Raw genomic sequence first — 26,077 nt, forward strand, 5'->3', positions numbered from 1 at the left:
ACAGGGTTTCAGACGGCCTTTGCGTTGTCGGATTATGCTTTCATATAATGCACAAACGCGTATTCGATGCCTTTGGCGGAAACATGATTTTCCCGAGAGGCTTCTTGCCATGTCTCTGTGGAAAACTCAGGAAAAAACGCATCGCCGTCCACATCCAAACCGACTTCGGTCAAGCGCAAATCGGTGGCAATCGGCAGGGCTTGTGCATAAATTTGCGCGCCGCCCATGATGATGACTTCTTCAACTCCCTGACACAAAGCCAGCGCATCTTCCAAAGAAGCCGCTGTTTGCGCGCCTTCGGCCTGATAAGCTTGGCGGGTGATGACGATATTTTGACGGCCGGGTAGAGGTTTGCGCGGCAGCGATTCCCATGTTTTGCGGCCCATAATGACGGGTTTGCCGGTGGTGTAGGATTTGAAAAAGGCAAAATCCTCGGGTAAATGCCAAGGCATGGTGTTGTTGATGCCGATACAGCGGCGGGCGGCGTAGGCGGCGATGAGGGTGATTTTCGGCATGATGAAATCCGTTTGCAAAATAAAATGATTATAGCGGAAGGGAGGCTGGATGAACTGAATGCCCGATATTCTAAAAATGTTTCAATATTTATAAAATCAATATTCTTAATGCTTAATTTTGACAAAAATCATTTATTGTTCATTTTTTTAGGTATATGATAAATATCATATCAAATAAAAAAGGAAAGGAAAAAATGATGAGAACCCTCCGCATTTCTGCTTTGACGGCTTCCCTGTCTTTGATGTTGGCTGCCTGCGGCGGCGCAACAAGCGGCTTGTCAAATGCCGTTACCGAGCCGCTCAATCCGCATCCGAAGGGCGTGTTATCCGTTGAATTGAACGAATCCGTCCCTGAAAACGGTATGTTGGATCTGACGGCCAACGGTAAAACGCAAACCCTGCAAAAAGGCGGCAAACTCGATACCGGCTTTTTGAAAACCGATAAAGTATCCTCTTACGACTACGCCCAAAAAATCAAGGTAAACGGCCAAGTCATCACTTTGGAAACCGGCGACTTCCAAGTGTATAAACAAAATTATTCCACTGTTGCCGCGCGTTACGCCAAACAAAAAGCCGATGACACAGGCAAGCTGCAAAACCTCGATACATACACATTCACTGTCGGCGAGGTACAAGGCGATGAAACTGCGTATCGCAATTTGCCCAAACAAGGCAGCTATCAGTATTCGGGCATCGCGTTTAATGGCGACGACCGCAGCGGCCGTCTGAAATACACCGTCGATTTCGATAAAAAACAAGGTTACGGCAACATCAGCAGCATGGCTTCCCACAATAATGTCGACCTGCTTGCCGCAAGCATTGCCAATAACAACGGCAAAGCCGCCATCAGCGGTAAAACCAGTTTGAACGGTATTGAAAACGGCCGTTACGATTTGAAACTCTTCGGCCCGCAGGCTGAAGAAATTGCCGGTAAGGCGCAAATCAAAGTTGGCGATTCCACCAAAGAAATCGGTTTGGCCGGTAAGAAAGAATAGGAAAAAGGCCGTCTGAAAGGTTCAGACGGCCTTGTTATTATCCAAAAAAGCAACGGCCCAAACCGTTGCTTTTTTCATGGCAACCTAAATTACAGGCTGCCCAAGATAATGCGCAATACGCGGCGCAACGGCTCGGCAGCGCCCCACAAGAGTTGGTCGCCGACAGTGAACGCGCTGATGTATTCGCCGCCCATTTCCAGTTTGCGGATACGGCCGACGGGAACAGACAGCGTGCCGGTTACTTTGGCGGGCGTCAGCTCGTGGATGCTGGCTTCTTTTTCGTTGGGGATGACTTTCACCCAGTCGTTCGCGCCTGCCAAAATCGCTTCGATTTCAGAAACAGGCAGGTCTTTTTTCAGCTTCAGGGTAATGGCTTGGCTGTGGCAGCGCATAGAACCGATGCGCACGCACAAGCCGTCGATTACGGTCGGATTGTCGCTGCGGCCGAGGATTTTGTTGGTTTCCACGCCGCCCTTCCATTCTTCTTTGGACTGGCCATTACCCAAATCCACGTCAATCCAAGGAATCAGGCTGCCGGCGAGCGGTACGCCGAAGTTGGCTTTCGGATAGTCTTCGCTGCGCAGGAAATCGGACACTTTGCGGTCGATGTCGAGGATCGCGCTGGAAGGGTCGGCAAGCTCGTCTGCCACTTGGGCGTGAATCGCGCCCATGCCGCTGATGAGTTCGCGCATGTTTTTCGCACCCGCGCCGGAAGCGGCTTGGTAGGTCATGCTGGTTGCCCATTCGACCAAATCGTTTTGGAACAGGCCGCCCAAAGCCATCAGCATCAGGGAAACGGTGCAGTTGCCGCCGATGTAGTTTTTCACGCCGTTTTTGAGGCCGTTGTCGATGACGTTGCGGTTGACCGGGTCGAGGACGATAATCGCGTCGTCTTTCATGCGCAGGGAAGAAGCCGCGTCAACCCAGTATCCGTTCCAGCCGCTGTCGCGCAGGGGTTGGAACACGGATTTGGTGTAATCGCCGCCCTGACAGGTAACGATGATGTCCATTTTTGCCAATTTGGCAACATCGTTGGCATCCAACAATGTTTTGGCCGCCTGACCGAAATCAGGGGCAGCACCGCCGACGTTGGAAGTGGTAAAGAAAAACGCTTCGGGAATATGGGCGAAGTCGTTTTCTTCTTTCATACGCTGCATCAAAACAGAGCCGACCATACCGCGCCAGCCGACAAAACCTACTTTCATGTGTTACTCCTTACAAAGAAAATCCGGATAAGTTTATAGTGCATTAACAAAAATCGGAACGGCATCGCCTGCCGCTTTGTTCAGATTTTTGTTAACCCACTATAAAAAAGGGGAAAACAAACGTTTTAACGCCGTCTGCGGAAAATGTAAAGGTTTTTATCGAAAATTTTTAGAATGATAGGAAAATAGGTTAAGATGGCAATGAAATTGCATTTCATTAATGGTACAGAGGAAGATTAAATGAGCAAAATCAATTTGTCGGATTTGCCCCAAACAGAAATAGTAGATGTCCATATTGCTTCGCCGGGGGCGAGGGTTGCGGCATATTTGTTGAATAATCTGTTTACTTTTTTGATATGGTTGCCATTTATTGTGATGGTAGTTTTTACTTTAGATGAAAGCAAAAAATTAGTTTCGGAATCTTCTCTTTTTAATACCCCTGAATATTTTGCCATAACATTTTTTATTTCTTTGGCTGTCTATTTGGTTTTCGGTATCTTCCAACTGTATTACATGAGCCGGGACGGTCAGTCTTTAGGTAAAAAAATTATGGGCATCCGGGTGTTAAAAAATGACGGAAGCAATCCGGGCTTTGAAGGAACGGTTTTAATCCGCGAAGTTGTCTGGGCGCTTGCTGTTGGTGTTGTGGTAACTATTGTATCGTTGGCAATAAGTGACACGGGTGGAAACCTGATTTCTCTGCTTATAGCCTTCATCAACTTCATCATGCTCTTTTCCGTCAAACGCGACCGCCGCACGCTCTACGATATGCTGGCCGATACGGTTGTCGTCAAATTGCCGCCGCGCCGATAAATCGCTTTTTTTGATAAAAAATTGGAGATTCCTTTACAAATATGCTCTTACGTGCTATTATTTAAGTGACTATTTAAAAGGAGTTAATAAATATGCGGCAAGGTATTCTTAAATAAACTGTCAATTTGATAGCGGGAACAAATAATTAGATGTCCTTTTTTAGGAGGGCTTAGTTTTTTGTACCCAGTTTAAGAATACCTTTATCATGTGATTCTAAAGTATCCAGAGAATATCTGTATGCTTTGTATACCTATGGTTATGCATAAAAATCCCAGTGATAAAAGTATTTATCACTGGGATTTTTATGCCCTTTTGGGTTTTTGAATGGAGGAAAATCACATGAAAATTATTAATATTGGAGTTTTAGCTCATGTTGATGCAGGAAAAACTACCTTAACAGAAAGCTTATTATATAACAGTGGAGCGATTACAGAATTAGGAAGCGTGGACAAAGGTACAACGAGGACGGATAATACGCTTTTAGAACGTCAGAGAAGAATTACAATTCAGACAGGAATAACCTCTTTTCAGTGGGAAAATACGAAGGTGAACATCATAGACACGCCAGGACATATGGATTTCTTAGCAGAAGTATATCGTTCATTATCAGTTTTAGATGGGGCAATTCTACTGATTTCTGCAAAAGATGGCGTACAAGCACAAACTCGTATATTATTTCATGCACTTAGGAAAATGGGGATTCCCACAATCTTTTTTATCAATAAGATTGACCAAAATGGAATTGATTTATCAACGGTTTATCAGGATATTAAAGAGAAACTTTCTGCCGAAATTGTAATCAAACAGAAGGTAGAACTGCATCCTAATATGCGTGTAATGAACTTTACCGAATCTGAACAATGGGATATGGTAATAGAAGGAAATGATTACCTTTTGGAGAAATATACGTCTGGGAAATTATTGGAAGCATTAGAACTCGAACAAGAGGAAAGCATAAGATTTCATAATTGTTCCCTGTTCCCTGTTTATCACGGAAGTGCAAAAAACAATATAGGGATTGATAACCTTATAGAAGTGATTACGAATAAATTTTATTCATCAACACATCGAGGTCAGTCTGAACTTTGCGGAAAAGTTTTCAAAATTGAGTATTCGGAAAAAAGACAGCGTCTTGCATATATACGTCTTTATAGTGGCGTACTGCATTTGCGAGATTCGGTTAGAATATCGGAAAAGGAAAAAATAAAAATTACAGAAATGTATACTTCAATAAATGGTGAATTATGTAAAATCGATAAGGCTTATTCCGGGGAAATTGTTATTTTGCAGAATGAGTTTTTGAAGTTAAATAGTGTTCTTGGAGATACAAAGCTATTGCCACAGAGAGAGAGAATTGAAAATCCCCTCCCTCTGCTGCAAACGACTGTTGAACCGAGCAAACCTCAACAAAGGGAAATGTTACTTGATGCACTTTTAGAAATCTCCGACAGTGACCCGCTTCTGCGATATTATGTGGATTCTGCGACACATGAAATCATACTTTCTTTCTTAGGGAAAGTACAAATGGAAGTGATTAGTGCACTGTTGCAAGAAAAGTATCATGTGGAGATAGAACTAAAAGAGCCTACAGTCATTTATATGGAGAGACCGTTAAAAAATGCAGAATATACCATTCACATCGAAGTGCCGCCAAATCCTTTCTGGGCTTCCATTGGTTTATCTGTATCACCGCTTCCGTTGGGAAGTGGAATGCAGTATGAGAGCTCGGTTTCTCTTGGATACTTAAATCAATCATTTCAAAATGCAGTTATGGAAGGGATACGCTATGGTTGCGAACAAGGATTATATGGTTGGAATGTGACGGATTGTAAAATCTGTTTTAAGTATGGCTTATACTATAGCCCTGTTAGTACCCCAGCAGATTTTCGGATGCTTGCTCCTATTGTATTGGAACAAGTCTTAAAAAAAGCTGGAACAGAATTGTTAGAGCCATATCTTAGTTTTAAAATTTATGCGCCACAGGAATATCTTTCACGAGCATACAACGATGCTCCTAAATATTGTGCGAACATCGTAGACACTCAATTGAAAAATAATGAGGTCATTCTTAGTGGAGAAATCCCTGCTCGGTGTATTCAAGAATATCGTAGTGATTTAACTTTCTTTACAAATGGACGTAGTGTTTGTTTAACAGAGTTAAAAGGGTACCATGTTACTACCGGTGAACCTGTTTGCCAGCCCCGTCGTCCAAATAGTCGGATAGATAAAGTACGATATATGTTCAATAAAATAACTTAGTGTATTTTATGTTTATGTAAAATCAGCACTTTCCAACATAGGCCGTCTGAAAAATCGCTTTCAGACGGCCTTTCGACACGCTATTGATTTCATGAAAAAACATTTGTACCGCATTACGCTCGTCAGCATTGCCGCGGCCATTCTTGCCGCCTGTCCGAGCAAAAGCATTAAAAACCTCCCCGAAACCGACACCAGCGTTATCAAAGGCCCTGACCGCCCCACCGGTACGCCCGATCCCGTCGGTACGACAGTGAGCGGGGGAGGAGCAAACTACACCGTAGTTTCCTACAACGAATTGCCGCACTGGGACCTCCAACACTTTACCAAAAGCCTGCAATCTTTCCGTTTAGGCTGTGAAAAACTTAAAAACCGCCAAGGCTGGCAGGACGTTTGTATCCAGGCCATGCAAACACCGGTGCACCATTTCCAAGCCAAGCACTTTTTCGAGCGCTATTTCACCGCATGGCGCGTCGATAACGGCGGCAATCCTGCCGGCACCATTACCGGCTATTACGAACCGGTCCTGCGCGGCGACGACAAATCCACGAGCCAATCCCGTTTCCCTATTTACGGCATTCCGAACGATTTTGTTTCCGTTCCGCTGGCTGCAAACTTGAGGGGCAGCAAAGCCACCGTCCGCATCCGCCAAACCGGCCCAAACAGCGGCGTCATCGACAACAGCGGCGCATACACGGCCGACTTGTCCAGATTCCCGATTACAGCACGCAGCACCGCGCTGAAAGGCCGTTTTGAAGGCAGCCGTTTCGTTCCTTACTACACCCGCAGCCAAATCAACGGCGGCGCGCTTAACGGCAAAGCGCCGATTTTGGGTTACGCAGATGATCCGGTCGAACTTTTCTTTATGCACATTCAAGGTTCAGGCCGTCTGAAAACGCCGTCCGGCAAATACATCCGTGTCGGATTTGCCGATAAAAACGAACATCCGTATGTTTCCATCGGCCGCTATATGGCGGACAAAGGCTATCTGCCGCTGGGTCAGACCAGTATGCAGGGCATCAAGGCCTATATGAAGCAAAACCCCGGCCGCCTTGCCGAAGTTTTGGGACAAAACCCAAGCTACGTCTTCTTCCGCGAGCTGACCGGCAGCAGTGATTCAGGCCCGGTGGGCGCATTGGGTACGCCGTTGATGGGCGAATACGCCGGTGCCATCGACCGCCACTACATCACGCTTGGCGCACCACTGTTTGTCGCCACTGCCCACCCGATCACCAAAAAAGCCCTCAACCGCTTGATTATGGCGCAAGACACCGGCAGCGCGATCAAAGGCGCGGTCCGTGTGGATTATTTCTGGGGTTATGGTGATGAAGCAGGCGAAGTGGCCGGCAAAATGAAAACCACCGGCTATGTATGGCAGCTTTTGCCCAACGGCATGAAACCGGAATACCGCCCATAAACAGCGGTTTTAAAAAAGGCCGTCTGAAACCAAGATTCAGGTTTCAGACGGCCTTTTTATTTCGATAAAAATGCGGCAGGTTTTAAAAACCTGCCGCGGTATGGGGACATACAGCTCGGACGGTAAGCCGGGTTCTGTCGCGGACAGTCATTCCTCTAGGCACATCATTGCTGGTGTGCTCAAGCAACCTACCCGAACGCTCGGCGAGCAGCGTCATCGCGTTCTGTTTGGTCTTGCTCCGAATGGGGTTTAGCCTGCTGCGCTTTGTTACCAAATGCACGGTGCGCTCTTACCGCACCTTTTCACCCTTACCTGTTTTGCCCGAAGGCAATCATCGGCGGTATTGCTTTCTGTTCCACTTTCCGTCGCGTTGCCGCGCCCGGCCGTTAGCCGGCATTCTGCTCTGTGGAGCCCGGACTTTCCTCCCCGTATGCCTTACGCGATACGCGGCGACTGTCTGTCCGACCTGTATGAGGTGCGGATTATAACACAGCCGCCATAGGGTTCAGACGGCCTAAATATTTATTTTTTCTTTTTAAATGCTATTTCGGTCAAACCCAACTCCTGTGCTTTTTTGCGGACTGCGGATTCGGGCATTTCGCGTGCCAGGCGGCTGGTGCAGTATTCGGTCATGGTGGTGGCGCAGGCTTTGAAGTTGCCGGTAAAGTCGCTGGCGGCACTCAAAAACGGGATGAGGCGGCCGGCCATGATTTCTTCGGCCGGTGCGTATGTTTGGGCGGATACGCGTCCGGACTCGACCGCCGAGAAGATTTGTTCGGTAAAGCGTCGGGCGAAGTTTTCTTCTGTTTGGCAGTCTTGGAATGCGGTGTTTTCATGTTGGCAGACGAGGGTAACTTCGCCTTGCGCTTCTTGCAGCGGTTCGGCCAAATCGAGTTTGAGGGTTTGCTTGTCGGTTTGCAGCCAGGCGGTGCGGCCTTGGGTTTTGATGATTTTGCCATAAACGCCGATGGCATCGTTTTGGGGGATGTTTTTCTGTTCGGCAAGTTGCTGGGCCGAGAATAAGGGGGCTTGTTCGGCAAATGCGCCGCCGGTTTCGTGTTTGAAGTAGGCGGCGAGGTCTTGTTTGATGAGGGCTTGGGTCAGCAGTTTTTCGCCTTCGGTCAGGCGGTGTGCAAAGCCGTGTGTTTTGGGGGCGGATGCGGCATCCGTGGTGGTCTTGGCATCCGGTGTGCAGGCGCTCAGGAGTAAAAGCAGGGGAAGGATGTATTTCATGGTTGGTCTCTCAACAGGCCGTCTGAATATATGGTTTCAAACGGTCAGCGTTGTTTATCGATAACGATAAATTCGGCGGGGATAAACGGGATAGGCCGGGTAATTGCGGACGGGTTCGCTGTCTTGATAGATGACGGTCGTCCCGGGCGGGGCGTTGATGGTCACGGTTTTGTTGACGGTAGTTTGCGAGTGGACGGGCAGGTCCAAGACGGCGGTGCGCCCGTACGGAGTCTCGGTATAAACGCACGCGCTTAGAAAGAATGCGATGCTCAGGGCCAATGCCTTCATGTTTCAGACGGCCTTATTTGAGCAGGTTTTTTAAGGCCAGGCGCACGCCTTCGCCGACTTCCGTGCCTTTGGGAATGCCTTTGGTGGCGGCTTTGGCTTCGCGCTCGTTGTAGCCGAGGGCAAGCAGGGTGTTGATGATGTCTTGGCTTTCGTCGGCAACGGCATCAGGGGCAAACAGGCCGTTTGAAACGGTATGGGACACGAGTTTGCCGCGCAGTTCCAACACCATGCGTTCGGCGGTTTTCTTGCCGATGCCGGGGGCGGAGGAGAGGCGTTTGACGTCTTCTTCGGCGATGGCTTGCGCCAGCTCGTCGGCATTCATGGCCGACAAGATACCCAATGCGGTTTTGGCACCGATGCCGCTGACTTTGACCAGTTGGCGGAAGGTGGCGCGTTCCTCGGCCGAGGCGAAACCAAACAGCAAATGCGCGTCTTCGCGAACAACAAGCTGGGTGTAGAGATGGACGGTTTCGCCAACGGGGGGCAGGTTGTAGAAAGTCTGCATGGAAACGTCGGCTTCATAACCGACGCCGTTGATGTCGATAACGACCTGCGGCGGATTTTTCTCAATCAATTTGCCTGTGAGCCTGCTGATCATGGTGTTCCCCTGTGATTAAAAAAGGCCGTCTGAAACCTTGCAATCGGGTTTCAGACGGCCTTGTATTGTATCAAACTTCAGCGTTAACGCGGACGAAATCAGATGGCGGACACCAGATTCAGATGACGGACGCGTTCGCCTGCTTCGGCGGCACGTTCTTGGCTGCTGAACGGACCCATTTTGACAACGTATTCGTAGTTGCGTTTTTCCAGCATGACTTTGCTGTCTGACGGCAGGCTTTGTGCGGCTTGGTTCAGATAAGCCTGCGCTTCGCGTTGGGTACCGAAGGATTTCAAATCAACAAAAAATTCTTTGTTGTTTGGGGAAATAATGGTTTGAGCGGCGGTTTGGCCGGGGATGATTTGCTCAACTTTGACGTTGGCCGTGCCTTGGTTGATGAAACCCAATTGTTGGGCGGCGGCGCGGGAAACATCGATGACGCGGTTGCCGTGGAAAGGGCCGCGGTCGTTGACACGGACGATGACGCTTTTGCCGTTTTGCATATTGGTCACGCGTGCGTAGCTGGGAATAGGGAGGGTTTTGTGGGCGGCGGAGAGGGCGTTCATATTGTAACGCTCGCCGCTGGAAGTTTTACGGCCGTGGAACTGGTTGCCGTACCATGAGGCTTTGCCGGTTTGGCTGAAAGAGGAAACTTGGGTCAGCGGCGTGTAGCGTTTGCCGGCAACTTTATAACTGCGGTTGGCAGAAGGATGCAGTTTTTCGACTCGGACCACGCTGTCGGCAACGGCGGCATTGATGGAAAGGACGCCGATGGTGGCGGCGGCTAAGGAAAGGAGGGTTTTTTTGGTAAAAGTCAAAACGGGTTCCGTTCTTGAGTTGATAACGCAGCGGTTTCAGACGGCCTGCTATACGCCGCCGGCAAAACCGTTTTGCCGCCATGCTTCAAATAAAATCACAGCGACAGTATTGGAAAGATTCATGCTCCTGCTGCCGGGCATCATCGGCAGGCGGATTTTTTGTCCGGCAGGCAGGCTGTCGAGAATTTCGGCAGGCAGGCCGCGTGTTTCGGGACCAAACAACAACACGTCGCCTTCGCGGAAGGAAACTTCGTCTGGGCGGGTAGAGCCTTTGGTGGTCAGCGCGAAAATACGGCGGCCTTCAAGGGCCTTGAGGCAGTCTTCGAAATTCTCATGTACCGTCAGTTTGGCAAACTCGTGATAATCCAAACCTGCGCGTTTCATTTTGGACGAATCCAGCGGAAACCCAAGCGGCTTGACCAAGTGCAAATCGGCACCGGTATTGGCGCACAGGCGGATGATATTGCCCGTATTGGGCGGGATTTCGGGTTGGTACAAAACTATGGTAAACATATAAATCAATCACTTATAGAGTGGCATAATGCCGAAATGTTCCATGGGTGTCAAAAACTTTAAGCTATTTTTTCATTGGCGGCCGCGCCAAAGACCAACAACAAATCCGGCCTGCGCCTGATTTTTTCAGCGTTTTCGCCAATTCGTCCAAAGTCGAGCCGGTAGTAAAGACATCATCAATTAACAGAATATTACACGCCTTCGGCAATTCGGCTTTGATTTTAAATGCATTCTTGATATTTCGCCGACGTTCGTCGCTTTTCAGCGTACTTTGCGGCTCGCTATGCCGTCTGAAAACCGCGTGGCGCGGCAGCAGCGTCCAGCCGTAGCGTTTTGCCAAAATATCCGTCAACGCCTCGCTTTGGTTGAATCCGCGCTTGAGCCGCCGCTCTTTGCTCAAAGGCATGGGCAGGACAAAATCGAAGTGTTCCATCGTCAGCCAGTCCGGTGCGTTTTGGCACATTAAATCCGCCAACGGACGGCTCATGCCCAAATCGGCCAAGTGTTTCAGCTCGCGTATCATGCTGCTGACGGGCGGTTCGTAATACAGCGAGGCCCACATTCTATCAAATGCAGGCGGCTTTTTCTGACAACCGCCGCACACCGCCCCGCCCGCGACAGGGCGGAAACACAAAGGGCAGCTTTGTGCCGCGTCGATAAAATATTCCGTCAAATCGTTTGCGCAGCCTCGGCAAAGGCCGTCTGAAACGGAATCGTGGCATAATACGCAACGTCGCGCATTGAGCCGTTTCAAATTGCGCCACCAAGAAAGAACATTCATGCCACACTCCGCCAAAAAAGTTTATCTGATACACGGTTGGGCGGCGAACCGCCATGTATTCGACGATTTGATACCGCGCCTGCCTGCCGGTTGGGACGTCCGCGCGCTTGATTTGCCCGGACACGGCGATGCGCCTTTTACCGAGCCGTTTGATATTGCCGCCGTTGCCGAAACCTTCGCCGGACAAATCGACACGCCGGCACACATTCTCGGCTGGTCGCTGGGCGGACTGGTTGCCCTGTATCTGACCGCGCTTTATCCCGACAAAATCCAATCGCTCTGCCTGACGGCAAGTTTTGCCCGATTGACTGCCGACATGGATTATCCCGAAGGCTTGGCGCAACCTGCCTTGGGCAAGATGGTCGGCGCATTCCAGCAGGATTATGCCAAACATATTAAACAGTTTCTACAACTGCAACTGCTGCACACACCCCATTCCGGCGAAATCTTAAACCGGGTGCTGCCCGATTTGGCGCGCTGCGGCACGCCTTCCGCCTTACAGGCCGCGCTTGAAGCGGTCAACCATGCTGACGCGCGTCCGTTGTTGCCGCTGATTCAAACGCCGTCACTGCTGGTGTTTGGACAGAAAGACGCCATTACGCCGCCGCGCATGGGCGAATATTTACACCGCCATTTGAGCAACAGCGAGCTGGTCCTTATCGACAAAGCCGCACACGCGCCCTTTCTAAGCCATGCCGACGAATTTGCCGAAACCTACCGCAATTTTGTCGAAAAGGTCGTCTGAAACAAACATCAACCATAAAAACAGAATATTGTCGGGCAAAGCCCGCTGACACGACCCACCATGACCGAACAAGACAAACGCTGGCAGATTCACCGCCATCTCGCCCAAGACACCGACGAGCGCCTGCAGCTGGTCCGCAATGCACCCAAACGCATCATGCTGATTGGTGCCGATGCCGATATCAGCCGCAGCCTGCTGGCCGCGCGTTATCCCGACGCCGTGTTTGAAGAATACGATCCGAATGCCGACTTTTTGAAAACCGCCGCCGCCGCGCGCAAAGGCGGTTTCTGGCAGAAGCTGACCGGCAAAACCATCCCGCAGCATTGCCAAGCCCTGACCGCGCCATTACCTGAAGCATCCGCCGATATGTTGTGGGCCAACCTCAGCCTCAGCCGCGCCGACGATATTTTGCCGGTTTTGAAAAACTGGGCCGCCGCTTTGAAAACCGACGGATTATTGTTTTTTACCCACTTTGGCCGCGACAGCCTGAGCGAGCTGACAGGCCGTCTGAACCATGAAGGCATCGAATGCGAAGCGCCCACGCTGATTGATATGCACGACTTGGGCGATATGCTGGCTGACAACGGCTTTTACGATCCGGTAACCGACACGGCCAAGCTTGAGTTGAGCTATAAAAAAGCTGGGACGTTTTGGCAGGACATGGAAACCTTGGGATTGTGGAATGCGTTGAAGTTCAGCAATCCGCAAGCGGCCAAGGAATGTGTGGATAAGATTTTTGAAAAAGAAGGCCGTCTGAACATCACGCTTGAAACCGTGTACGGCCATGCCGTGAAGAAATTGATGTTGCCGCAAGGGGAGAACGTGGTGCAGTTTTTCCCGAAACGGCAGGGCTAGTTTGGCGGTTGTGCCGGTAAGGTTTACACAGCGATTGCGTGTTGTCGAATGCGGTTTGGCGTTTATATCGATTGCCTGCGCTGTTTAAGGGGATAGATTTTCAGACCCTAATAAATTGACTTTAATTGCAGAGAATGTGGCAAATAAAAAACCTCAAAAGAACGGTTCACCTTATCCAAATGCTAATATGCGAGATGCGCATGCTGAAATAGGTGCAATTCAACAAGCTTATGAAAAAGGTGTGACTAAAGGAAAAAATATGGTGATCCATGTCCAAGGGCGTGATGTATGTACGCATTGTCGTCAAGACATTGCATCAGCAGCAGAAAAAGCAGGATTAAAATCGGCCACTGTTCATGCTGTTGATGATAAGAACAAACTGAAAACTTATACTTGGATTCAAGGGCAAACATCAATAAAGGAAAATAAGAATGGAAAATAGCTTATTATTTTTTTCATGTGCATATAAATCAGAAGAGGGTGAATGGATAACTTTGGCAGATAGGGATATGGCATCTAAGATTGGTAAAGATAAAATATTATCTATGCTTAACAGCACAAAGAATCATAGATCTGACGTTAGATTAGAAGTTATACCTGAACCAGAAGTAGGCTTATCTGAATTAAGGATGGAATCAGATGGTGAGAGATATTTATTTACTCTACTTGAATACGGGGATAACGGGGAGTTTTTGATTAGGTCTAAGTCCGATTTTACTGGAGTTCCAAGATTGGTTGATTTTATGGGAGAACCTTTTCCAGCAAGTGAAGTTATAACAGATTTTGATTTTATTAAAAGAGTATTTGTTGAGTTGCTAGAAACAGGAAATGTTTCTTATGAGTTAATGGATATATAATTTAAAACATCTATATAAAGTACGGTCAATTTTTAAAGCGTTTTAAAAGCTCTCAAAAACTGACCGCACTTTGATCTGCCCCCCAAAAGTTGGACAGGTTAGTTAACTTAAATATTGAGCTCGGTATTGCACTGGGCTCAATCCTTTTAAACCAAGTTTAATTCGTTTTTGGTTGTAATACACTAAATATTCTTCAATTTCAGTATGTATGAAAAAGGCCGTCTGAAAACTTTTCAGACGGCCTTTTGTTTGATTCCAAATTAAGCCTGTTTGGCAGCCCATTCGGCTGGAGTGGCGGCAACGGAAATCGACAGCGCGTGCAATTCGTTGCTTTCGAGTTGCGGCTTGAGGCCGTCTTTAATCAGGCGGTGGCGGGCGAGGCGGGCTTTGCCTTCAAAGGAAGAGGAAACGATTACGGCGAAGAAGTGATGGCCGTCGCCTTCGACTTCGACGTGTTCGCAAGGGGTAACGCCTTCAATCAGGGTTTTGACTTGTTCGGGTAAAAGCATGAGGGTTCCTTGGGAAATGGTTTGTTTGTAAAACAGGCATTATACCGAATCTTGATAAAAACAGGCCGTCTGAAAAACCAAACTTCGGGTTTCAGACGGCCTCGGCCTTTGGAAGCGTCAAATGCTTATTCGTACACTTTCAGCAGCTCGACTTCAAAAATCAAGATCGCGTGCGGAGGAATCACGCCGCCGGCACCGTGTGCGCCGTAGCCCATTTCGGAAGGAATGGTCAGCTTGCGTTTGCCGCCTTCTTTCATGCCGCCGAAGCCTTCGTCCCAACCTTTAATCACTTGGCCGACGCCCAGAGTGATGGTCAGCGGTTGACGGCGGTCGAGGCTGGAGTCGAATTTGGTACCGTCTTCCAACCAGCCGGTGTAATGTACGGTGATTTCTTTGCCTTTGACGGCTTCTTTGCCGTGGCCTTCTTGCAAGTCTTCAATAATCAGGCTCATGATGTTCCTTTCGGATGTATGGTGAAAATCGGCTCAAGATTACCATATTGTGTGGAATCGTGAAACAAAGGCGCCCATATGGCCGGCAACAAAAAGGCCGTCTGAAACGGATTTTCAGACGGCCTTTGTTTTGCGCTAAACCTTATTTGTTGTCAGGTTGGGATTTGACATCGTGGGAGACAGGCAGCTCAGGCATGGTTCGGGCAGACTCCGGAACATTGCCGGAGAGGGCTTTCAAGAAGGCAACGATGTTTTCAGTGTCTTCCGGAGCCAGAGTTTTACCCAATTGGGCTTTTGCCATGATGTTGACGGCTTTATCCAGTTCCCAAACGCTGCCGTTGTGGAAGTATGGATAGGTGCGCTCAACATTTCTCAAGCCGGGAACGCGGAAGAAGAATTCGTCTTCGGCTTTTTTGGTTACGTCCGCACGGCCTTTGTCGTGTTTAGGATCGTCGATGTGTTTCCAGTAAGGACCATCCACCAAACCGAATTTTTGGAACATGGCACCGCCCAAGTTGACGCCGTTGTGACAAGCGATACAGCCGTTGTCCATAAATGCGCGTACGCCTTTGCGTTCTTGTTCGCTCAGGGCAGATACGTTGCCTTTCAGGTAGTCGTCCCAACGGGTCGGAGTCAGCAGGGTACGTTCAAACGCGCCCAATGCGGTGGTGATGTTTTTGAAGGAAACCGCGCCGTCTTCAGGGAATGCGGCTTTGAATTTTTCTTGGTATTCAGGGATACCGGCGATTTTGGCGGCGGCATCGGCTTCGGTAGCGTTGGCCATTTCAACAGGGTTGAGCAATGGGCCGCCGGCTTGTTCTTCCACATCGGCGGCACGGCCGTCCCAGAATTGGCTGCCCAACAAGGCGGCATTCAGAGCAGTTGGGGAGTTACGGCCACCGAATTGGCTTTTGTGACCCGCGCTGGTCGGCATGTTGTCTACGCCGGCAGTTGCCAAGTTGTGGCAAGAGTTACAGCTGACGGTGTTGCCTTTGGACAGGCGGTTTTCGTACCAAAGTTGTTGGCCGAGTTTGACCTGTTCTTCGGTAAACGGACGAACTTTTTGCATTTCGGCTAAGTCAGGCAAAGGTTTGAACGTAGCTTGCGCGCGTTACAACAGGGCTTTGTCTTCGGCAGAAACATCGGCAGAATTTTGAGGGGCCGAAACAGCGGCGGTGCTTGCGGCAGCATCGGCACCGCTCGCGGCAGAAGCTGCTTGAGGGGTTTCGGTTGTTTGAGCCGTTTTCTCGCCGCAGGCGGTCAGCGCGGCAGAAACGGCCAAAGCCAAAGCGATTTGGTGGAGTTTTAAACGTGGCATAGGAGGGTTCCTTTGTTATGCGTTTGTTATGTCATGGATTGCTGATTGCACCAGCAATATGCCAACTATAAAAGATAAGGCGGTTTTAATTTTTGTTGTAAATCAACCTTTTAAATTTGATAAATTCTGAAAATATCACTGATAGGGAAATTTATACTATGGAACTTTTTTATTATTTATTTACAATTGCTTAGATAAATTAAGGCCGTCTGAAAAAATAAAATTCAGACGGCCTTATTCAGACGGCCTTTTAGTTTTTATTGATTACGTCCGTTATTCTATTTTAAAAAATCTTAATAAATATGAGGTTATTAAAAAATAAAAATAATTTGCGTTATTAAGCATAAAGCGTTATAAATGCGTTAATAAATGAATGTTTCACTTTAGAGTTTTTTTATGCTGATTGCTTTATTGATTATGCTGCGCGAGGGCATCGAAGCCGCCCTGATCGTCGGTATTGTTGCCAGTTTTTTGAAACAGTCGGGACACAGCGAGCTGATGCCGAAGGTTTGGCTGGGCGTGTTTTTGGCTTCGGTCATGTGTTTGGGTATTGGTTACGGCATTCATTCCGCTACCGGCGAGATTCCGCAAAAAGAACAGGAATTGGTGGTCGGCGCCATCGGCCTGGTGGCTGTGGCGATGCTGACGTACATGATTTTGTGGATGAAGAAGGCCGCGCGTTCGATGAAACAGCATCTTCAGGATTCTGTTCAGTCGGCCTTGAACCGCGGCAGCGGCCAGGGTTGGGCCTTGGTCGGCATGGCGTTTTTGGCTGTGGCGCGCGAAGGTTTGGAGAGCGTGTTTTTCCTGCTGGCCGTGTTCCAGCAAAGCCCGACGTGGTCTATGCCGATAGGCGCGGTATTGGGGCTGTTGGTGGCGGTTGTCATCGGTACGCTGATTTATCAGGGCGGTATGCGCCTGAACTTGGCGAAGTTTTTCCGTTGGACGGGCGCGTTTCTGATTGTGGTGGCGGCCGGTCTGCTGGCCGGTTCGTTTCGCGCGCTGCATGAGGCCGGCGTATGGAATGTGATGCAGGACATCGCTTTCGACACATCGAAATATTTGCATGAAGACAGCCCTTTAGGCGTGCTGCTCGGCGGTTTCTTCGGCTATACCGACCACCCGACCGAAGGCGAAGTCCTGATTTGGCTGCTGTATCTGGTTCCCGTCATGATTTGGTTTTTGCGCGGCAGTGCGCCGGCAAAAACGTTAACTAAATAAAAAGGAAGTAAAATGAAAAAATTCAATCTAACTGCTTTGTCCGTAATGTTGGCTCTGGGTTTGACCGCGTGTCAGCCGCCTGAAGCCGAAAAAGCCGCGCCTGCCGCTTCAGGCGCATCCGCTGCCGCTAATGCCGACGGTTCGGTCAATATCGGCGTGAACGATACTGCCTGCGAACCGATGGAATTGACCGTCCCCAGCGGCCAAGTCGTGTTCAACATCAAAAACGACAGCGGCCGCAAGCTGGAATGGGAAATCCTGAAAGGCGTGATGGTGGTGGACGAGCGTGAAAACATCGCCCCGGGTTTATCCGACAAAATGACCGTTACCCTGCTGCCGGGCGAATATGAAATGACTTGCGGCCTGTTGACCAATCCGCGCGGTAAGCTGATTGTTACCGACAGCGGCTTCAAAGACACTGCCAACGAAGCGGATTTGGAAAAACTGTCTCAACCGCTCGCCGACTATAAAGCTTACGTTCAAGGCGAGGTTAAAGAGCTGGTGGCGAAAACCAAAACCTTTACCGAAGCCGTTAAAGCCGGCGACATTGAAAAGGCCAAATCCCTGTTTGCCGCCACCCGCGTCCATTACGAACGTATCGAACCGATTGCCGAGCTTTTCAGCGAACTCGACCCCGTCATCGATGCGCGTGAAGACGACTTCAAAGACGGTGCGAAAGATGCCGGATTTACCGGCTTCCACCGTATCGAACACGCCCTTTGGGTAGAAAAAGACGTATCCGGCGTGAAGGAAATTGCAGCCAAACTGATGACCGATGTCGAAGCACTGCAAAAAGAAATCGACGCATTGGCGTTTCCTCCGGGTAAGGTGGTCGGCGGCGCGTCCGAACTGATTGAAGAAGTGGCCGGCAGCAAAATCAGCGGCGAAGAAGACCGTTACAGCCATACCGACTTGAGCGACTTCCAAGCTAATGTGGAAGGCTCCAAAAAAATCGTTGATTTGTTCCGTCCGCTGATCGAAGCCAAAGACAAAGCGTTGTTGGAAAAAACCGATGCCAACTTCAAACAGGTTGAAGACATTTTGGCGAAATACAAAACCCCGAACGGTTTCGAGCTGTACGACAAATTGAGCGAAGAAGACCGCAAAGCCCTGCAGGCGCCGATTAATGCCTTGGCAGAAGACTTGGCCAAACTGCGCGGCATTTTGGGTTTGAAATAAGATAACGCGTTTTCAGGCGGCCTTTGGATATTGAAAGGCCGTCTGAATCTTATTGTCTCCCACACAAAATATGCTTGAAAACCAACCTTACTTCACACGATTGCAATCTTTCCGTTCCCTGCCAAGGAGCAGACCATGAGCCAAAACAAACAACCGGCACAACCCGAAAAACGAACCCTTTTCAAAACTGCCCTTGCCGCCGGCGCTATCGGCGTTGCCGGTTATTTTGCCGGTAAAAAACAAGGCGAGGCTGCCGCCGAAACCCAAAACAACCAACATTCCGAGCTGGCCTATCCGTGTTATGGCGAGCATCAGGCAGGCATCGTTACGCCACACCAGCTCTTCGGCATCATGTGTGCCTTTGACGTTACCGCCAAAGATGCCAAACAACTTGAAAACCTGTTCCGCGCCCTGACCGCCCGCATCGAATTCCTTACCCAAGGTGGCGAATACCAAGACGGCGACGACAAGCTCCCGCCTGCGGGCAGCGGCATCCTCGGCAAACAATTCCGCCCCGACGGGCTGACAGTTACCGTCGGCGTCGGCAGCAGCCTTTTTGACGACCGCTTCGGCCTCAAAGACAAAAAGCCGAAACACCTGCAGGAAATGCGCGACTTCCCCAATGACAAACTCCAAAAATCTTGGTGCGACGGCGACCTCAGCCTGCAAATTTGCGCATTCTCCCCCGAAACCTGCCAAGCCGCCCTGCGCGACATCATCAAAAACACCGCCCAGTTTGCCGTCATCCGCTGGAGCATAGACGGTTGGCTGCCTAAAGCCGAACCCGGCGCCATTGCCGCGCGCAATCTTTTGGGTTTCCGCGACGGCTCCGGCAATCCCAAAGTTGAAGATCCCAAAGTTGCCGATCAAGTCCTGTGGACAGGCGTTGCCGCCAATAGTTTGGACGAACCGGCATGGACGAAAAACGGCAGCTATCAGGCCGTCCGCCTTATCCGCCACTTTGTCGAATTTTGGGACCGCACCCCGATGCAGGAACAAACCGATATTTTCGGCCGGCGCAAATACAGCGGCGCGCCCATGGACGGTAAAAAAGAGGGCGACACCGCCGATTTCGCCAAAGACCCCGACGGCAAAATCACGCCCAAAGACAGCCATATGCGCCTTGCCAATCCGCGCGATCCGGAGTTCATGAAAAAACACCTGCTCTACCGCCGCGCCTTCAACTACTCGCGCGGCCTCGCCGCCAACGGCCAGCTCGATGTCGGCCTGATTTTCATCTGCTATCAGGCCAACCTCGCCGACGGCTTCATCTTCGTGCAAAACCTGCTCAACGGCGAGCCGCTGGAGGAATACATCAGCCCGTTTGGCGGCGGCTATTTCTTCGTCCTGCCGGGTGTCGAAAAAGGCAGCTTCCTCGGCAAAGAACTTTTGGGCGTATAAATCCGCCGATGGTTTGAATAGATAAAAAGGCCGTCTGAAACCTGATTTCCAGATTTCAGACGGCCTGAGTTTTTGCTATCAAACCAAATGTTCCGCCAAGAAAGCCAATGCGTATTCGACGGCTTGCGCCCTTACTGCTTCGCGATTGCCCGTGAATAGCGCGGTTTGCTCAAACGAGCCTTCGGGCGTGGCCAGGCCGAACCAGACTGTGCCGACCGGTTTGGCCGCGCTGCCGCCGCCGGGGCCGGCGATGCCGGAAATACTCAAGGCGTAATCTGCCTGCGCGACGGCTTTTGCGCCGCGTGCCATTTCATAGACGGTCTCGCGGCTGACCGCGCCGTGTTTCAGCAAGGTGTCGGGCATGACGCCGAGACGGTCTTGTTTGGCTTGGTTGCTGTATGTGACGAAGCTTTGGTGAAACCACTGCGAGCTGCCGGGAACGGAGGTCAGCGCACCTGCAAGCAGGCCGCCGGTGCAGGACTCGGCGCAGGTAACGGTTTGGCGGCGGCTAGTCAGGTGTTCGGCGATGGTTTGCAGATGGGACATGGCGGCTCCTTAATAGAAAAGGGTAAAACCGGGTAGGCGCTTGGCCCGCCGGATTTCAGACGGCCTGAAAGCTAAAATCAGGCTTTCGGCTGAATGAGGTGGACATCACATTGTGGGAATGGGATGTTGATGTTGGCGGCACGCAGGTTTTCAACCACTTGCTCGTTCAGGGCGAATCGGAACGGGCCGAGGTTTTCTTCTTGCGTCCACGCCCAAAGGGTGATTTCGATGGCGCTGTCGCCAAGGTTGGTAATGTATACGACGGCAGGTCGTTCTTCGGTTTGAACACATAATGGATGCTCGGTTGCCGCTCTTAATACGGCGGCTTTGGCGGCTTTCAAGTCACAGGCGTAGTCGACGCCGACAACGACTTGGGCGCGACACAGGGGCAAGGAGGAGCGGTTGGTGATGCTGTTGGTCATGACCACGCTGTTGGGCAGGACGACTTCTTCGTTGTCCGGCGTGCTCAAAGAGGTCTGCACCATTTTGATTTCGCGGACGATGCCTTCAAAGCCGTTGACGCGGATAAAGTCGCCGACTTTAAACGGGCGGAACAGGATAATCAGCGCGCCGGCGGCGAAGTTGGACAGTTGGTCTTTCAAAGACAAAGCCACGGCCAAGCCTGCGCCACCGATCAAGGCGGTCACGGATGTGGTCGGGATGCCGAGTTTGCCCAGTGCGGCGATGATGACGAGGATCAGCAGGCCGATGTTGGCGACGTTGCCGAGGAAGCTGACCAGCGTTTTATCGACTTTGGCGCGTGTCAACGCGGCTTTCATCAGTGTCACCACGCGCGTGGCGACCCAGCGGCCGATAAAGAAGATGGCTAAGGCGGCCAGCAGGTTGGTACCGAAAGACATGCCGGTTTGGGCAAGTTGTTCCCAGCCGGAGAACGAAGAGAGGACCTGAAGATCGAAATTCATAATTGTGTGTGCGTGTGAAGTTGTTTAAAAGGTTATTGTAAAACAAGGCCGTCTGAAAAACTAATGATTTGTTTTTTCAGACGGCCTTGATGTGTTTTTAAGTTTTTCGGTTTAACGTAAAACAGTTTTGCTCCAACGGCTCACCCATTGTTTTTGTTTGGTGTTGATGTCGGCGCGGTTGGGGGAATCGCTGTGTTGCGGGGTTTGGGCAAACTCGAATACTTTGGGCAGCGGCGTGTTTTTGGCAGCCGGATAGACCCACATTTCGGCAGGCAGGGCTTTTTGCACTTCGCCGCTTTGCAGCCAGCTCACCAGTTTGGCCGCCAGCTCGGGCTGTTTTGCGCCTTTCAAAACGGCCGCGCCTTCAACTTGGCGGAATGTGCCGCCTTTGAGGAAGAGGTTGCCGGTGGGCGGGGTGCTGTATTTGCCTTTGGAGTAGTGGACTTCGGCAGCCGGGCTGGTGGCATAGCTGACCACGAGGGGATAAGCGCCGCCGTTTTGGGTGAAGTCGGTGTAGTAGGCTTCGCTCCAGCCTTTGGCGACTTTCACGCCGTTTTGGCGCATTTGCGCCCACCATTTGAACGCTCCTTCTTCACCCATGCCGCCGATGTTGGCCAAGAGGAAGGAGAGGCCGGGCGATGATGTGGCGGGAGACGGGGTCACCAGAAGGTTTTTATATTCCGGTTTGGTCAAATCTTGCAGGGTTTGCGGCAGGGGCAGTTTTTTCTGTTCAAACCATTTTTTGTCGTAGTTGATGGCGACATAGGCGTAATCGACGGCCAGCGCATCGGGCAGGGAAGCGGTTACGGGCGTGGATTTGGGTTGGTTGGCGGCGAGGATGCCGGCGGCTTTGGCTTTACCAATGTTGGCGTTGTCCAAACCGTAAACCGCATCGGCAATCGGGTTGGCCTTGCTCAAAATCAGCTTGTTGAGCATTTCGTTGCCGCTGCCTGCCTTGATGACGGACACTTTGGCATCGTTGGCTTTTTCAAATTGCGCGATGACGGATGGGGGCAGGCTGAAGGATTTGTGCACGGCCAAACGCACTTCGGTTTGTGCGTACAGGTTTGCCGAAGCCAACAACAGGGCCACGGCGGACAATTTCAGTTTCATTCTCTTTCCTTTGTACGAGTAAAATACGAAATATCATAACAAAATCTGCATATCAAGGCACGATATGAATCATTCTCCCGTTTGGCTGTTTGACCTCGACAACACTTTGCACAATGCCGAAGCAGGCATTTTCTACATTATCAACCGCGCCATGACCGAATACATAGCAGGCCGTCTGAAACTTTCCGAAGAAGCCGCATCCCACCTGCGCCAAGATTATTGGCACCGATACGGCGCGACGCTTGCCGGTTTGCAAATCCACCATCCCGAAGTCGATATCGATGAATTTTTGCGTGAAAGTCACCCGCTTAAGCAAATTTTGGCAAAGGTGGAGGGTATGGATGGAACTGATGACGTTTTAGGCCGTCTGAAAGGGCGAAAAGCCGTATTTTCCAACGGGCCTTCGTTTTATGTCCGCGCATTGGTTGAAGCATTGGGCTTGGAAGCGCATTTTGACGGCTTGTTCGGCACGGACGACTTCGGCCTGCTCTACAAACCCAATCCGCAAGCCTATCTCAACGTCTGCCGCCTGTTGGGCGTCAAACCCGAACAGTGCATTATGGTGGACGACAGCGCCGACAATCTGCACCAAGCCAAAGCCTTGGGCATGAAGACCGTTTGGTACGGCGAAAAAGCCCATCCGCTGCCATTTGCCGACGGCATAGCGAAAGATATGCAGGGCTTGCTTGATTTTGCACAAAACCTGCCATGAAATTTTTAAAAATCAAGTACAATACACGGTATTGCCGACATTTAAAAACAAGGACAACATCATGCGTAAACTCGCTTTAATCCTGACCGCCGCCGCCGTTTTGGCCGGTTGCTCTTGGGAAACCTACACCACCGAATCCGGCCGTACCGCCGTACGCCAAAAATATGCTACCGGCACGCCTATCGTTTATCAGGACGGTACTTATTCTAAAAACATGAATTACAACCAATTCCGCCCAGAGCGCCGCGCCGTCCAATCCCATCAAGCGGAACACGCTGAACGCGGCCAAAACTGGCAAAAACCGCAATTTGCCAACCAACAGCCAGCAACCGAATAACAATATCCCCAAGGCCGTCTGAACTTTTCAGACGGCCTCAAACAACGACAACGGAAACCGTATCATGGCTCAGACAGCTTTAAATATCGTCATCCTCGCCGCCGGCAAAGGCACGCGCATGTACTCCAAAATGCCCAAAGTGCTGCACCGCATCGGAGGCCTTCCCATGGTTGAGCGCGTTATCGACACCGCCGCCTCCCTGAATCCCCAAAACATCTGCGTCGTCATCGGCCACGGCAAAGAGCAGGTCTTGGACACCGTCAAACGCGATGTCGTTTGGGTTGAACAAACCGAACAGCTCGGTACCGGCCACGCCGTCAAAACCGCCCTGCCGCACCTTGCCGCCGAAGGCCGCACGCTGGTGTTGTACGGCGACGTCCCCCTGATTGACGCAGCCACCCTCGAAACCCTGCTCGAAGCCGCAGGCAACGAAGTCGGCCTGTTGACCGACGTGCCCAACGACCCGACAGGTTTGGGCCGCATCATCCGCGACAGCAACGGCAGCGTAACCGCCATTGTCGAAGAAAAAGACGCCGATGCCGCCCAAAAAGCCGTAAAAGAAATCAACACTGGCATTTTGGTTCTGCCTAACGCCAAACTTGAAGCTTGGTTGAACAGCCTTTCCAGCAACAATGCCCAAGGCGAATACTACCTGACCGACCTCATCGCCAAAGCCGTTGCCGACGGCATCAAAGTTCATCCCGTCCAAGTCCGCGCCTCCCATCTGGCCGCCGGTGTGAACAACAAACTCCAACTGGCCGAACTCGAGCGCATTTTCCAAATCGAACAGGCGCAAGAATTGCTCAAAGCAGGCGTCACCCTGCGCGATCCGGCACGTTTTGATTTACGAGGCCGTCTGAAACACGGACAAGATGTCGTGATTGATGTCAACGTCGTCATCGAAGGCGAAGTCGAACTCGGCGACAACGTCGAAATCGGTGCCAACTGCGTGATCAAAAACGCCAAAATCGGTGCCAACACCAAAATCGCCCCATTCTCCCATTTTGAAGGTTGCGAAGTCGGCGAAAACAACCAAATCGGCCCATACGCCCGTCTGCGTCCGCAAGCCAAACTGGCCGACGACGTACACATCGGCAACTTCGTCGAGGTCAAAAACGCCACCATCGGCAACGGCACCAAAGCCAACCACCTCACCTACATCGGTGATGCCGAAATCGGCAGCAAAACCAACTTCGGCGCTGGCACGATTATTGCCAACTACGACGGCGTGAACAAACACAAAACCGTCATCGGCGACGAAGTGCGCATCGGTTCAAACTGCGTTTTAATCGCCCCCGTAACGCTGGGCAACAAAGTGACGACAGGCGCAGGCAGCGCAATTACCAAAAACGTCGAAGACGGCAAACTCGTCCTCGCCCGTTCGCGCCAAACCGTCATCGAAGGCTGGGTACGTCCGGAAAAAGGCGATAAGAAGTAAAACCGGCCTTTTATTTATTTTCAGACGGCCTTGAGAAACAACAGGCCGTCTGAAGGTAAGAAAGATTTAATTTTCATAGGACGTATAATGGAAGAAAACACTGATATAGAACAAGCTCGAAGTTTGGTTATCGAGACATCTAGATTAATGGTTGCATATCGAGACAATAGTGAAAAACTTGTGAATGATGTTCGAAATGAGTTAGACAAATCTTTAATTGAACAACGTCGTATGCTTGTTCAAATGATTAGGGAGGAAGTAACAAAAGAAGTCTCTCAAACTGTTTATGCTTATGTAAAAGATATGGAAAAAGCACGTAATCAGATGGCAGATCAAGTTAGAGAGTTTAATGGCTACCTTCGGAAAGTACAGGAGGAAAATAATAAAATTTCTTCCCGTTCAGTATGGGTTACATCGCTAACATTGGCAACGTTGGTTATTGGGGGAATTGCATTGATTTGGTTTTATTCGGGAGTTATTCAGAGTAAGAAAATTGATGCAGATATGGTTACACGGATTAATCAAGCAGATATTGTCCGTTGCGGAAATGATTTATGCGCAAGGACAAGTAAAGCTGGAGAAAATGGGTATAGAGTTATTCATAAACGGTAAAAATAGTATCTATGGAGTAAGAAATGAAAAAGTATATTTCAATTTTTTTATTAATCCCATTGATGGCATGTGCTCGTCCATCATCTTTTTCTGGTACTTGGTCATATACTGATCAGGTTGAAGATACTGTGGGAGGGAAAGAATTGGTTCTCAAGCAGGAGGGTAATTCAGTTACAGGAGTATGGAATGAGGGAATTTCGACAGGTAGCGGGGGAAGTGGAAAATTAAAAGGATATGTGAAGGGAAATAAACTATTTTTAAGTTATTGTTCTGATGAGGGAAATAACTGGTATGAGTCTTGTCCTAGATACGATAGTAATGAAAGTTATTTTATTATAGATAATAATAAGATTATTGAATTTTATAAAAATAATAATAAAGAATATAAAAAGGGTAAAGAATTTATTTTGATTAAATAAGGATTTTT

Annotated in this window: 30 protein-coding genes, 1 other RNA gene and 2 pseudogenes; 17 read left to right on the plus strand and 16 right to left on the minus strand. The window is 50.0% G+C overall.

Annotation, left to right across the window (positions count from 1 at the left end):
- Window positions 1-32: 32 nt before the first annotated feature.
- Window positions 33-515 carry a dihydrofolate reductase gene (locus ACTHRY_RS07700; protein WP_049322992.1) on the minus strand — a complete coding sequence of 161 codons (483 nt, stop codon included), beginning with the start codon at window positions 513-515 and terminating at the stop codon, window positions 33-35.
- A 194-nt stretch (window positions 516-709) separates the two neighbouring features.
- On the opposite strand from ACTHRY_RS07700, the gene ACTHRY_RS07705 reads away from it, so the two are divergent.
- Window positions 710-1,510: a factor H-binding protein gene (locus ACTHRY_RS07705; protein WP_239662102.1), complete on the plus strand. Its 801-nt coding sequence runs from the start codon at window positions 710-712 to the stop codon at window positions 1,508-1,510.
- Between the two features lie 89 nt (window positions 1,511-1,599).
- On the opposite strand, the gene asd is transcribed toward ACTHRY_RS07705, so the two are convergent.
- On the minus strand, window positions 1,600-2,715 hold the full coding sequence (gene asd, locus ACTHRY_RS07710) for an aspartate-semialdehyde dehydrogenase (RefSeq protein WP_049344926.1): 1,116 nt from the start codon (window positions 2,713-2,715) through the stop codon (window positions 1,600-1,602).
- Window positions 2,716-2,955: 240 nt separating this feature from the next.
- On the opposite strand from asd, the gene ACTHRY_RS07715 reads away from it, so the two are divergent.
- From ACTHRY_RS07715 to mltA, 4 genes are all read left to right on the plus strand, one after another.
- Complete coding sequence (locus ACTHRY_RS07715; RefSeq protein ID WP_049344925.1) at window positions 2,956-3,528, plus strand: RDD family protein; 573 nt, start codon at window positions 2,956-2,958, stop codon at window positions 3,526-3,528.
- Window positions 3,529-3,765: 237 nt separating this feature from the next.
- Window positions 3,766-3,852, plus strand: coding sequence for a tetracycline resistance determinant leader peptide (locus ACTHRY_RS07720; protein ID WP_011058339.1), 87 nt, complete (start codon window positions 3,766-3,768; stop codon window positions 3,850-3,852).
- A 15-nt stretch (window positions 3,853-3,867) separates the two neighbouring features.
- Window positions 3,868-5,787 (plus strand): tetracycline resistance ribosomal protection protein Tet(M), encoded by a 1,920-nt coding sequence (gene tet(M), locus ACTHRY_RS07725; protein ID WP_440374176.1) that lies wholly within the window; start codon window positions 3,868-3,870, stop codon window positions 5,785-5,787.
- 91 nt (window positions 5,788-5,878) lie between these two features.
- Window positions 5,879-7,201, plus strand: coding sequence for a murein transglycosylase A (gene mltA / locus ACTHRY_RS07730; protein ID WP_070873668.1), 1,323 nt, complete (start codon window positions 5,879-5,881; stop codon window positions 7,199-7,201).
- Window positions 7,202-7,308: 107 nt separating this feature from the next.
- On the opposite strand, the gene rnpB is transcribed toward mltA, so the two are convergent.
- The 7 genes from rnpB to ACTHRY_RS07765 form a co-directional block, all read right to left on the minus strand.
- Window positions 7,309-7,670: RNase P RNA component class A (gene rnpB / locus ACTHRY_RS07735), an RNA gene on the minus strand.
- Between the two features lie 53 nt (window positions 7,671-7,723).
- The gene (locus ACTHRY_RS07740; RefSeq protein WP_440374177.1) at window positions 7,724-8,434 is read right to left on the minus strand and encodes a hypothetical protein; all 711 of its coding nucleotides are present in this window, start codon (window positions 8,432-8,434) and stop codon (window positions 7,724-7,726) included.
- A 54-nt stretch (window positions 8,435-8,488) separates the two neighbouring features.
- Window positions 8,489-8,722 carry a methionine-binding protein gene (locus ACTHRY_RS07745; RefSeq protein WP_440374178.1) on the minus strand — a complete coding sequence of 78 codons (234 nt, stop codon included), beginning with the start codon at window positions 8,720-8,722 and terminating at the stop codon, window positions 8,489-8,491.
- A 13-nt stretch (window positions 8,723-8,735) separates the two neighbouring features.
- A complete protein-coding gene (ruvA, locus tag ACTHRY_RS07750; protein WP_295700412.1) occupies window positions 8,736-9,320 on the minus strand; it encodes a Holliday junction branch migration protein RuvA in 585 nt (194 codons plus the stop codon).
- Between the two features lie 98 nt (window positions 9,321-9,418).
- Entirely contained in the window at window positions 9,419-10,138 is a 720-nt protein-coding gene (locus ACTHRY_RS07755; protein WP_440374179.1) for a septal ring lytic transglycosylase RlpA family protein, read from the minus strand.
- A gap of 48 nt (window positions 10,139-10,186) precedes the next feature.
- Window positions 10,187-10,651, minus strand: a complete 465-nt coding sequence (gene trmL, locus ACTHRY_RS07760) for a tRNA (uridine(34)/cytosine(34)/5-carboxymethylaminomethyluridine(34)-2'-O)-methyltransferase TrmL (protein ID WP_036492475.1) — start codon at window positions 10,649-10,651, stop codon at window positions 10,187-10,189.
- 64 nt (window positions 10,652-10,715) lie between these two features.
- Window positions 10,716-11,432, minus strand: coding sequence for a ComF family protein (locus ACTHRY_RS07765; RefSeq protein ID WP_036492477.1), 717 nt, complete (start codon window positions 11,430-11,432; stop codon window positions 10,716-10,718).
- Between ACTHRY_RS07765 and bioH the strand changes: the two genes are divergently transcribed.
- From bioH to ACTHRY_RS07785, 4 genes and pseudogenes are all read left to right on the plus strand, one after another.
- Window positions 11,431-12,177, plus strand: a complete 747-nt coding sequence (gene bioH, locus ACTHRY_RS07770; RefSeq protein WP_036492479.1) for a pimeloyl-ACP methyl ester esterase BioH — start codon at window positions 11,431-11,433, stop codon at window positions 12,175-12,177. The two genes, ACTHRY_RS07765 and bioH, sit on opposite strands and share 2 nt — an antisense overlap.
- A 60-nt stretch (window positions 12,178-12,237) precedes the next feature.
- Window positions 12,238-13,032 carry a methyltransferase gene (locus ACTHRY_RS07775; RefSeq protein WP_314765766.1) on the plus strand — a complete coding sequence of 265 codons (795 nt, stop codon included), beginning with the start codon at window positions 12,238-12,240 and terminating at the stop codon, window positions 13,030-13,032.
- A gap of 106 nt (window positions 13,033-13,138) precedes the next feature.
- Window positions 13,139-13,474: pseudogene (locus ACTHRY_RS07780) on the plus strand (cytidine deaminase-like fold-containing protein); the annotation flags it as partial.
- Complete coding sequence (locus ACTHRY_RS07785) at window positions 13,464-13,889, plus strand: DUF6911 family protein (RefSeq protein ID WP_197049997.1); 426 nt, start codon at window positions 13,464-13,466, stop codon at window positions 13,887-13,889. The pseudogene ACTHRY_RS07780 and the gene ACTHRY_RS07785, both read left to right, overlap by 11 nt.
- A gap of 102 nt (window positions 13,890-13,991) precedes the next feature.
- On the opposite strand, the gene ACTHRY_RS07790 is transcribed toward ACTHRY_RS07785, so the two are convergent.
- The 4 genes and pseudogenes from ACTHRY_RS07790 to ACTHRY_RS07805 form a co-directional block, all read right to left on the minus strand.
- Window positions 13,992-14,171 (minus strand): IS3 family transposase, encoded by a 180-nt coding sequence (locus ACTHRY_RS07790; RefSeq protein WP_315093160.1) that lies wholly within the window; start codon window positions 14,169-14,171, stop codon window positions 13,992-13,994.
- Window positions 14,150-14,398, minus strand: a complete 249-nt coding sequence (locus ACTHRY_RS07795; protein ID WP_003686612.1) for a BolA family protein — start codon at window positions 14,396-14,398, stop codon at window positions 14,150-14,152. Before ACTHRY_RS07795 ends, ACTHRY_RS07790 begins: the two co-directional genes overlap by 22 nt.
- Before the next feature lie 125 nt (window positions 14,399-14,523).
- Window positions 14,524-14,853 carry an FKBP-type peptidyl-prolyl cis-trans isomerase gene (locus ACTHRY_RS07800; RefSeq protein ID WP_293202418.1) on the minus strand — a complete coding sequence of 110 codons (330 nt, stop codon included), beginning with the start codon at window positions 14,851-14,853 and terminating at the stop codon, window positions 14,524-14,526.
- Window positions 14,854-14,992: 139 nt separating this feature from the next.
- Window positions 14,993-16,168 (minus strand): annotated as a pseudogene (locus ACTHRY_RS07805) (cytochrome-c peroxidase).
- Window positions 16,169-16,564: 396 nt separating this feature from the next.
- Between ACTHRY_RS07805 and efeU the strand changes: the two are divergent.
- The 3 genes from efeU (at window position 16,565) to efeB (ending at window position 19,969) form a co-directional block, all read left to right on the plus strand.
- On the plus strand, window positions 16,565-17,389 hold the full coding sequence (efeU, locus tag ACTHRY_RS07810) for an iron uptake transporter permease EfeU (protein WP_036492490.1): 825 nt from the start codon (window positions 16,565-16,567) through the stop codon (window positions 17,387-17,389).
- A gap of 12 nt (window positions 17,390-17,401) precedes the next feature.
- A complete protein-coding gene (gene efeO, locus ACTHRY_RS07815; RefSeq protein WP_049335642.1) occupies window positions 17,402-18,568 on the plus strand; it encodes an iron uptake system protein EfeO in 1,167 nt (388 codons plus the stop codon).
- Window positions 18,569-18,703: 135 nt separating this feature from the next.
- Entirely contained in the window at window positions 18,704-19,969 is a 1,266-nt protein-coding gene (gene efeB / locus ACTHRY_RS07820; protein WP_003747690.1) for an iron uptake transporter deferrochelatase/peroxidase subunit, read from the plus strand.
- Between the two features lie 78 nt (window positions 19,970-20,047).
- On the opposite strand, the gene ACTHRY_RS07825 is transcribed toward efeB, so the two are convergent.
- The 3 genes from ACTHRY_RS07825 to ACTHRY_RS07835 all read right to left on the minus strand — a co-directional run bounded on the left by ACTHRY_RS07825 (window position 20,048) and on the right by ACTHRY_RS07835 (window position 22,551).
- On the minus strand, window positions 20,048-20,515 hold the full coding sequence (locus ACTHRY_RS07825) for a CinA family protein (RefSeq protein WP_049322977.1): 468 nt from the start codon (window positions 20,513-20,515) through the stop codon (window positions 20,048-20,050).
- Between the two features lie 77 nt (window positions 20,516-20,592).
- Window positions 20,593-21,438, minus strand: coding sequence for a mechanosensitive ion channel family protein (locus ACTHRY_RS07830; RefSeq protein ID WP_049322976.1), 846 nt, complete (start codon window positions 21,436-21,438; stop codon window positions 20,593-20,595).
- 111 nt (window positions 21,439-21,549) lie between these two features.
- Complete coding sequence (locus ACTHRY_RS07835) at window positions 21,550-22,551, minus strand: thiamine ABC transporter substrate-binding protein (protein WP_440374180.1); 1,002 nt, start codon at window positions 22,549-22,551, stop codon at window positions 21,550-21,552.
- A 64-nt stretch (window positions 22,552-22,615) separates the two neighbouring features.
- Here ACTHRY_RS07835 and ACTHRY_RS07840 point away from each other — a divergent pair, with 64 nt between their 5' ends.
- The 5 genes from ACTHRY_RS07840 to ACTHRY_RS07860 all read left to right on the plus strand — a co-directional run bounded on the left by ACTHRY_RS07840 (window position 22,616) and on the right by ACTHRY_RS07860 (window position 26,069).
- A complete protein-coding gene (locus ACTHRY_RS07840) occupies window positions 22,616-23,263 on the plus strand; it encodes a pyrimidine 5'-nucleotidase (protein WP_049322974.1) in 648 nt (215 codons plus the stop codon).
- 61 nt (window positions 23,264-23,324) lie between these two features.
- On the plus strand, window positions 23,325-23,600 hold the full coding sequence (locus ACTHRY_RS07845) for a membrane lipoprotein lipid attachment site-containing protein (protein WP_003747679.1): 276 nt from the start codon (window positions 23,325-23,327) through the stop codon (window positions 23,598-23,600).
- A 64-nt stretch (window positions 23,601-23,664) separates the two neighbouring features.
- Window positions 23,665-25,038 carry a bifunctional UDP-N-acetylglucosamine diphosphorylase/glucosamine-1-phosphate N-acetyltransferase GlmU gene (gene glmU / locus ACTHRY_RS07850; RefSeq protein ID WP_003747676.1) on the plus strand — a complete coding sequence of 458 codons (1,374 nt, stop codon included), beginning with the start codon at window positions 23,665-23,667 and terminating at the stop codon, window positions 25,036-25,038.
- An 87-nt stretch (window positions 25,039-25,125) separates the two neighbouring features.
- Entirely contained in the window at window positions 25,126-25,650 is a 525-nt protein-coding gene (locus tag ACTHRY_RS07855) for a hypothetical protein (protein WP_003747674.1), read from the plus strand.
- A gap of 23 nt (window positions 25,651-25,673) precedes the next feature.
- A complete protein-coding gene (locus ACTHRY_RS07860) occupies window positions 25,674-26,069 on the plus strand; it encodes a hypothetical protein (protein ID WP_231288099.1) in 396 nt (131 codons plus the stop codon).
- Window positions 26,070-26,077 lie beyond the last annotated feature (8 nt).

The sequence above is a fragment of the Neisseria sp. P0004.S004 genome (genome assembly GCF_051963335.1).
GTDB lineage: Bacteria > Pseudomonadota > Gammaproteobacteria > Burkholderiales > Neisseriaceae > Neisseria.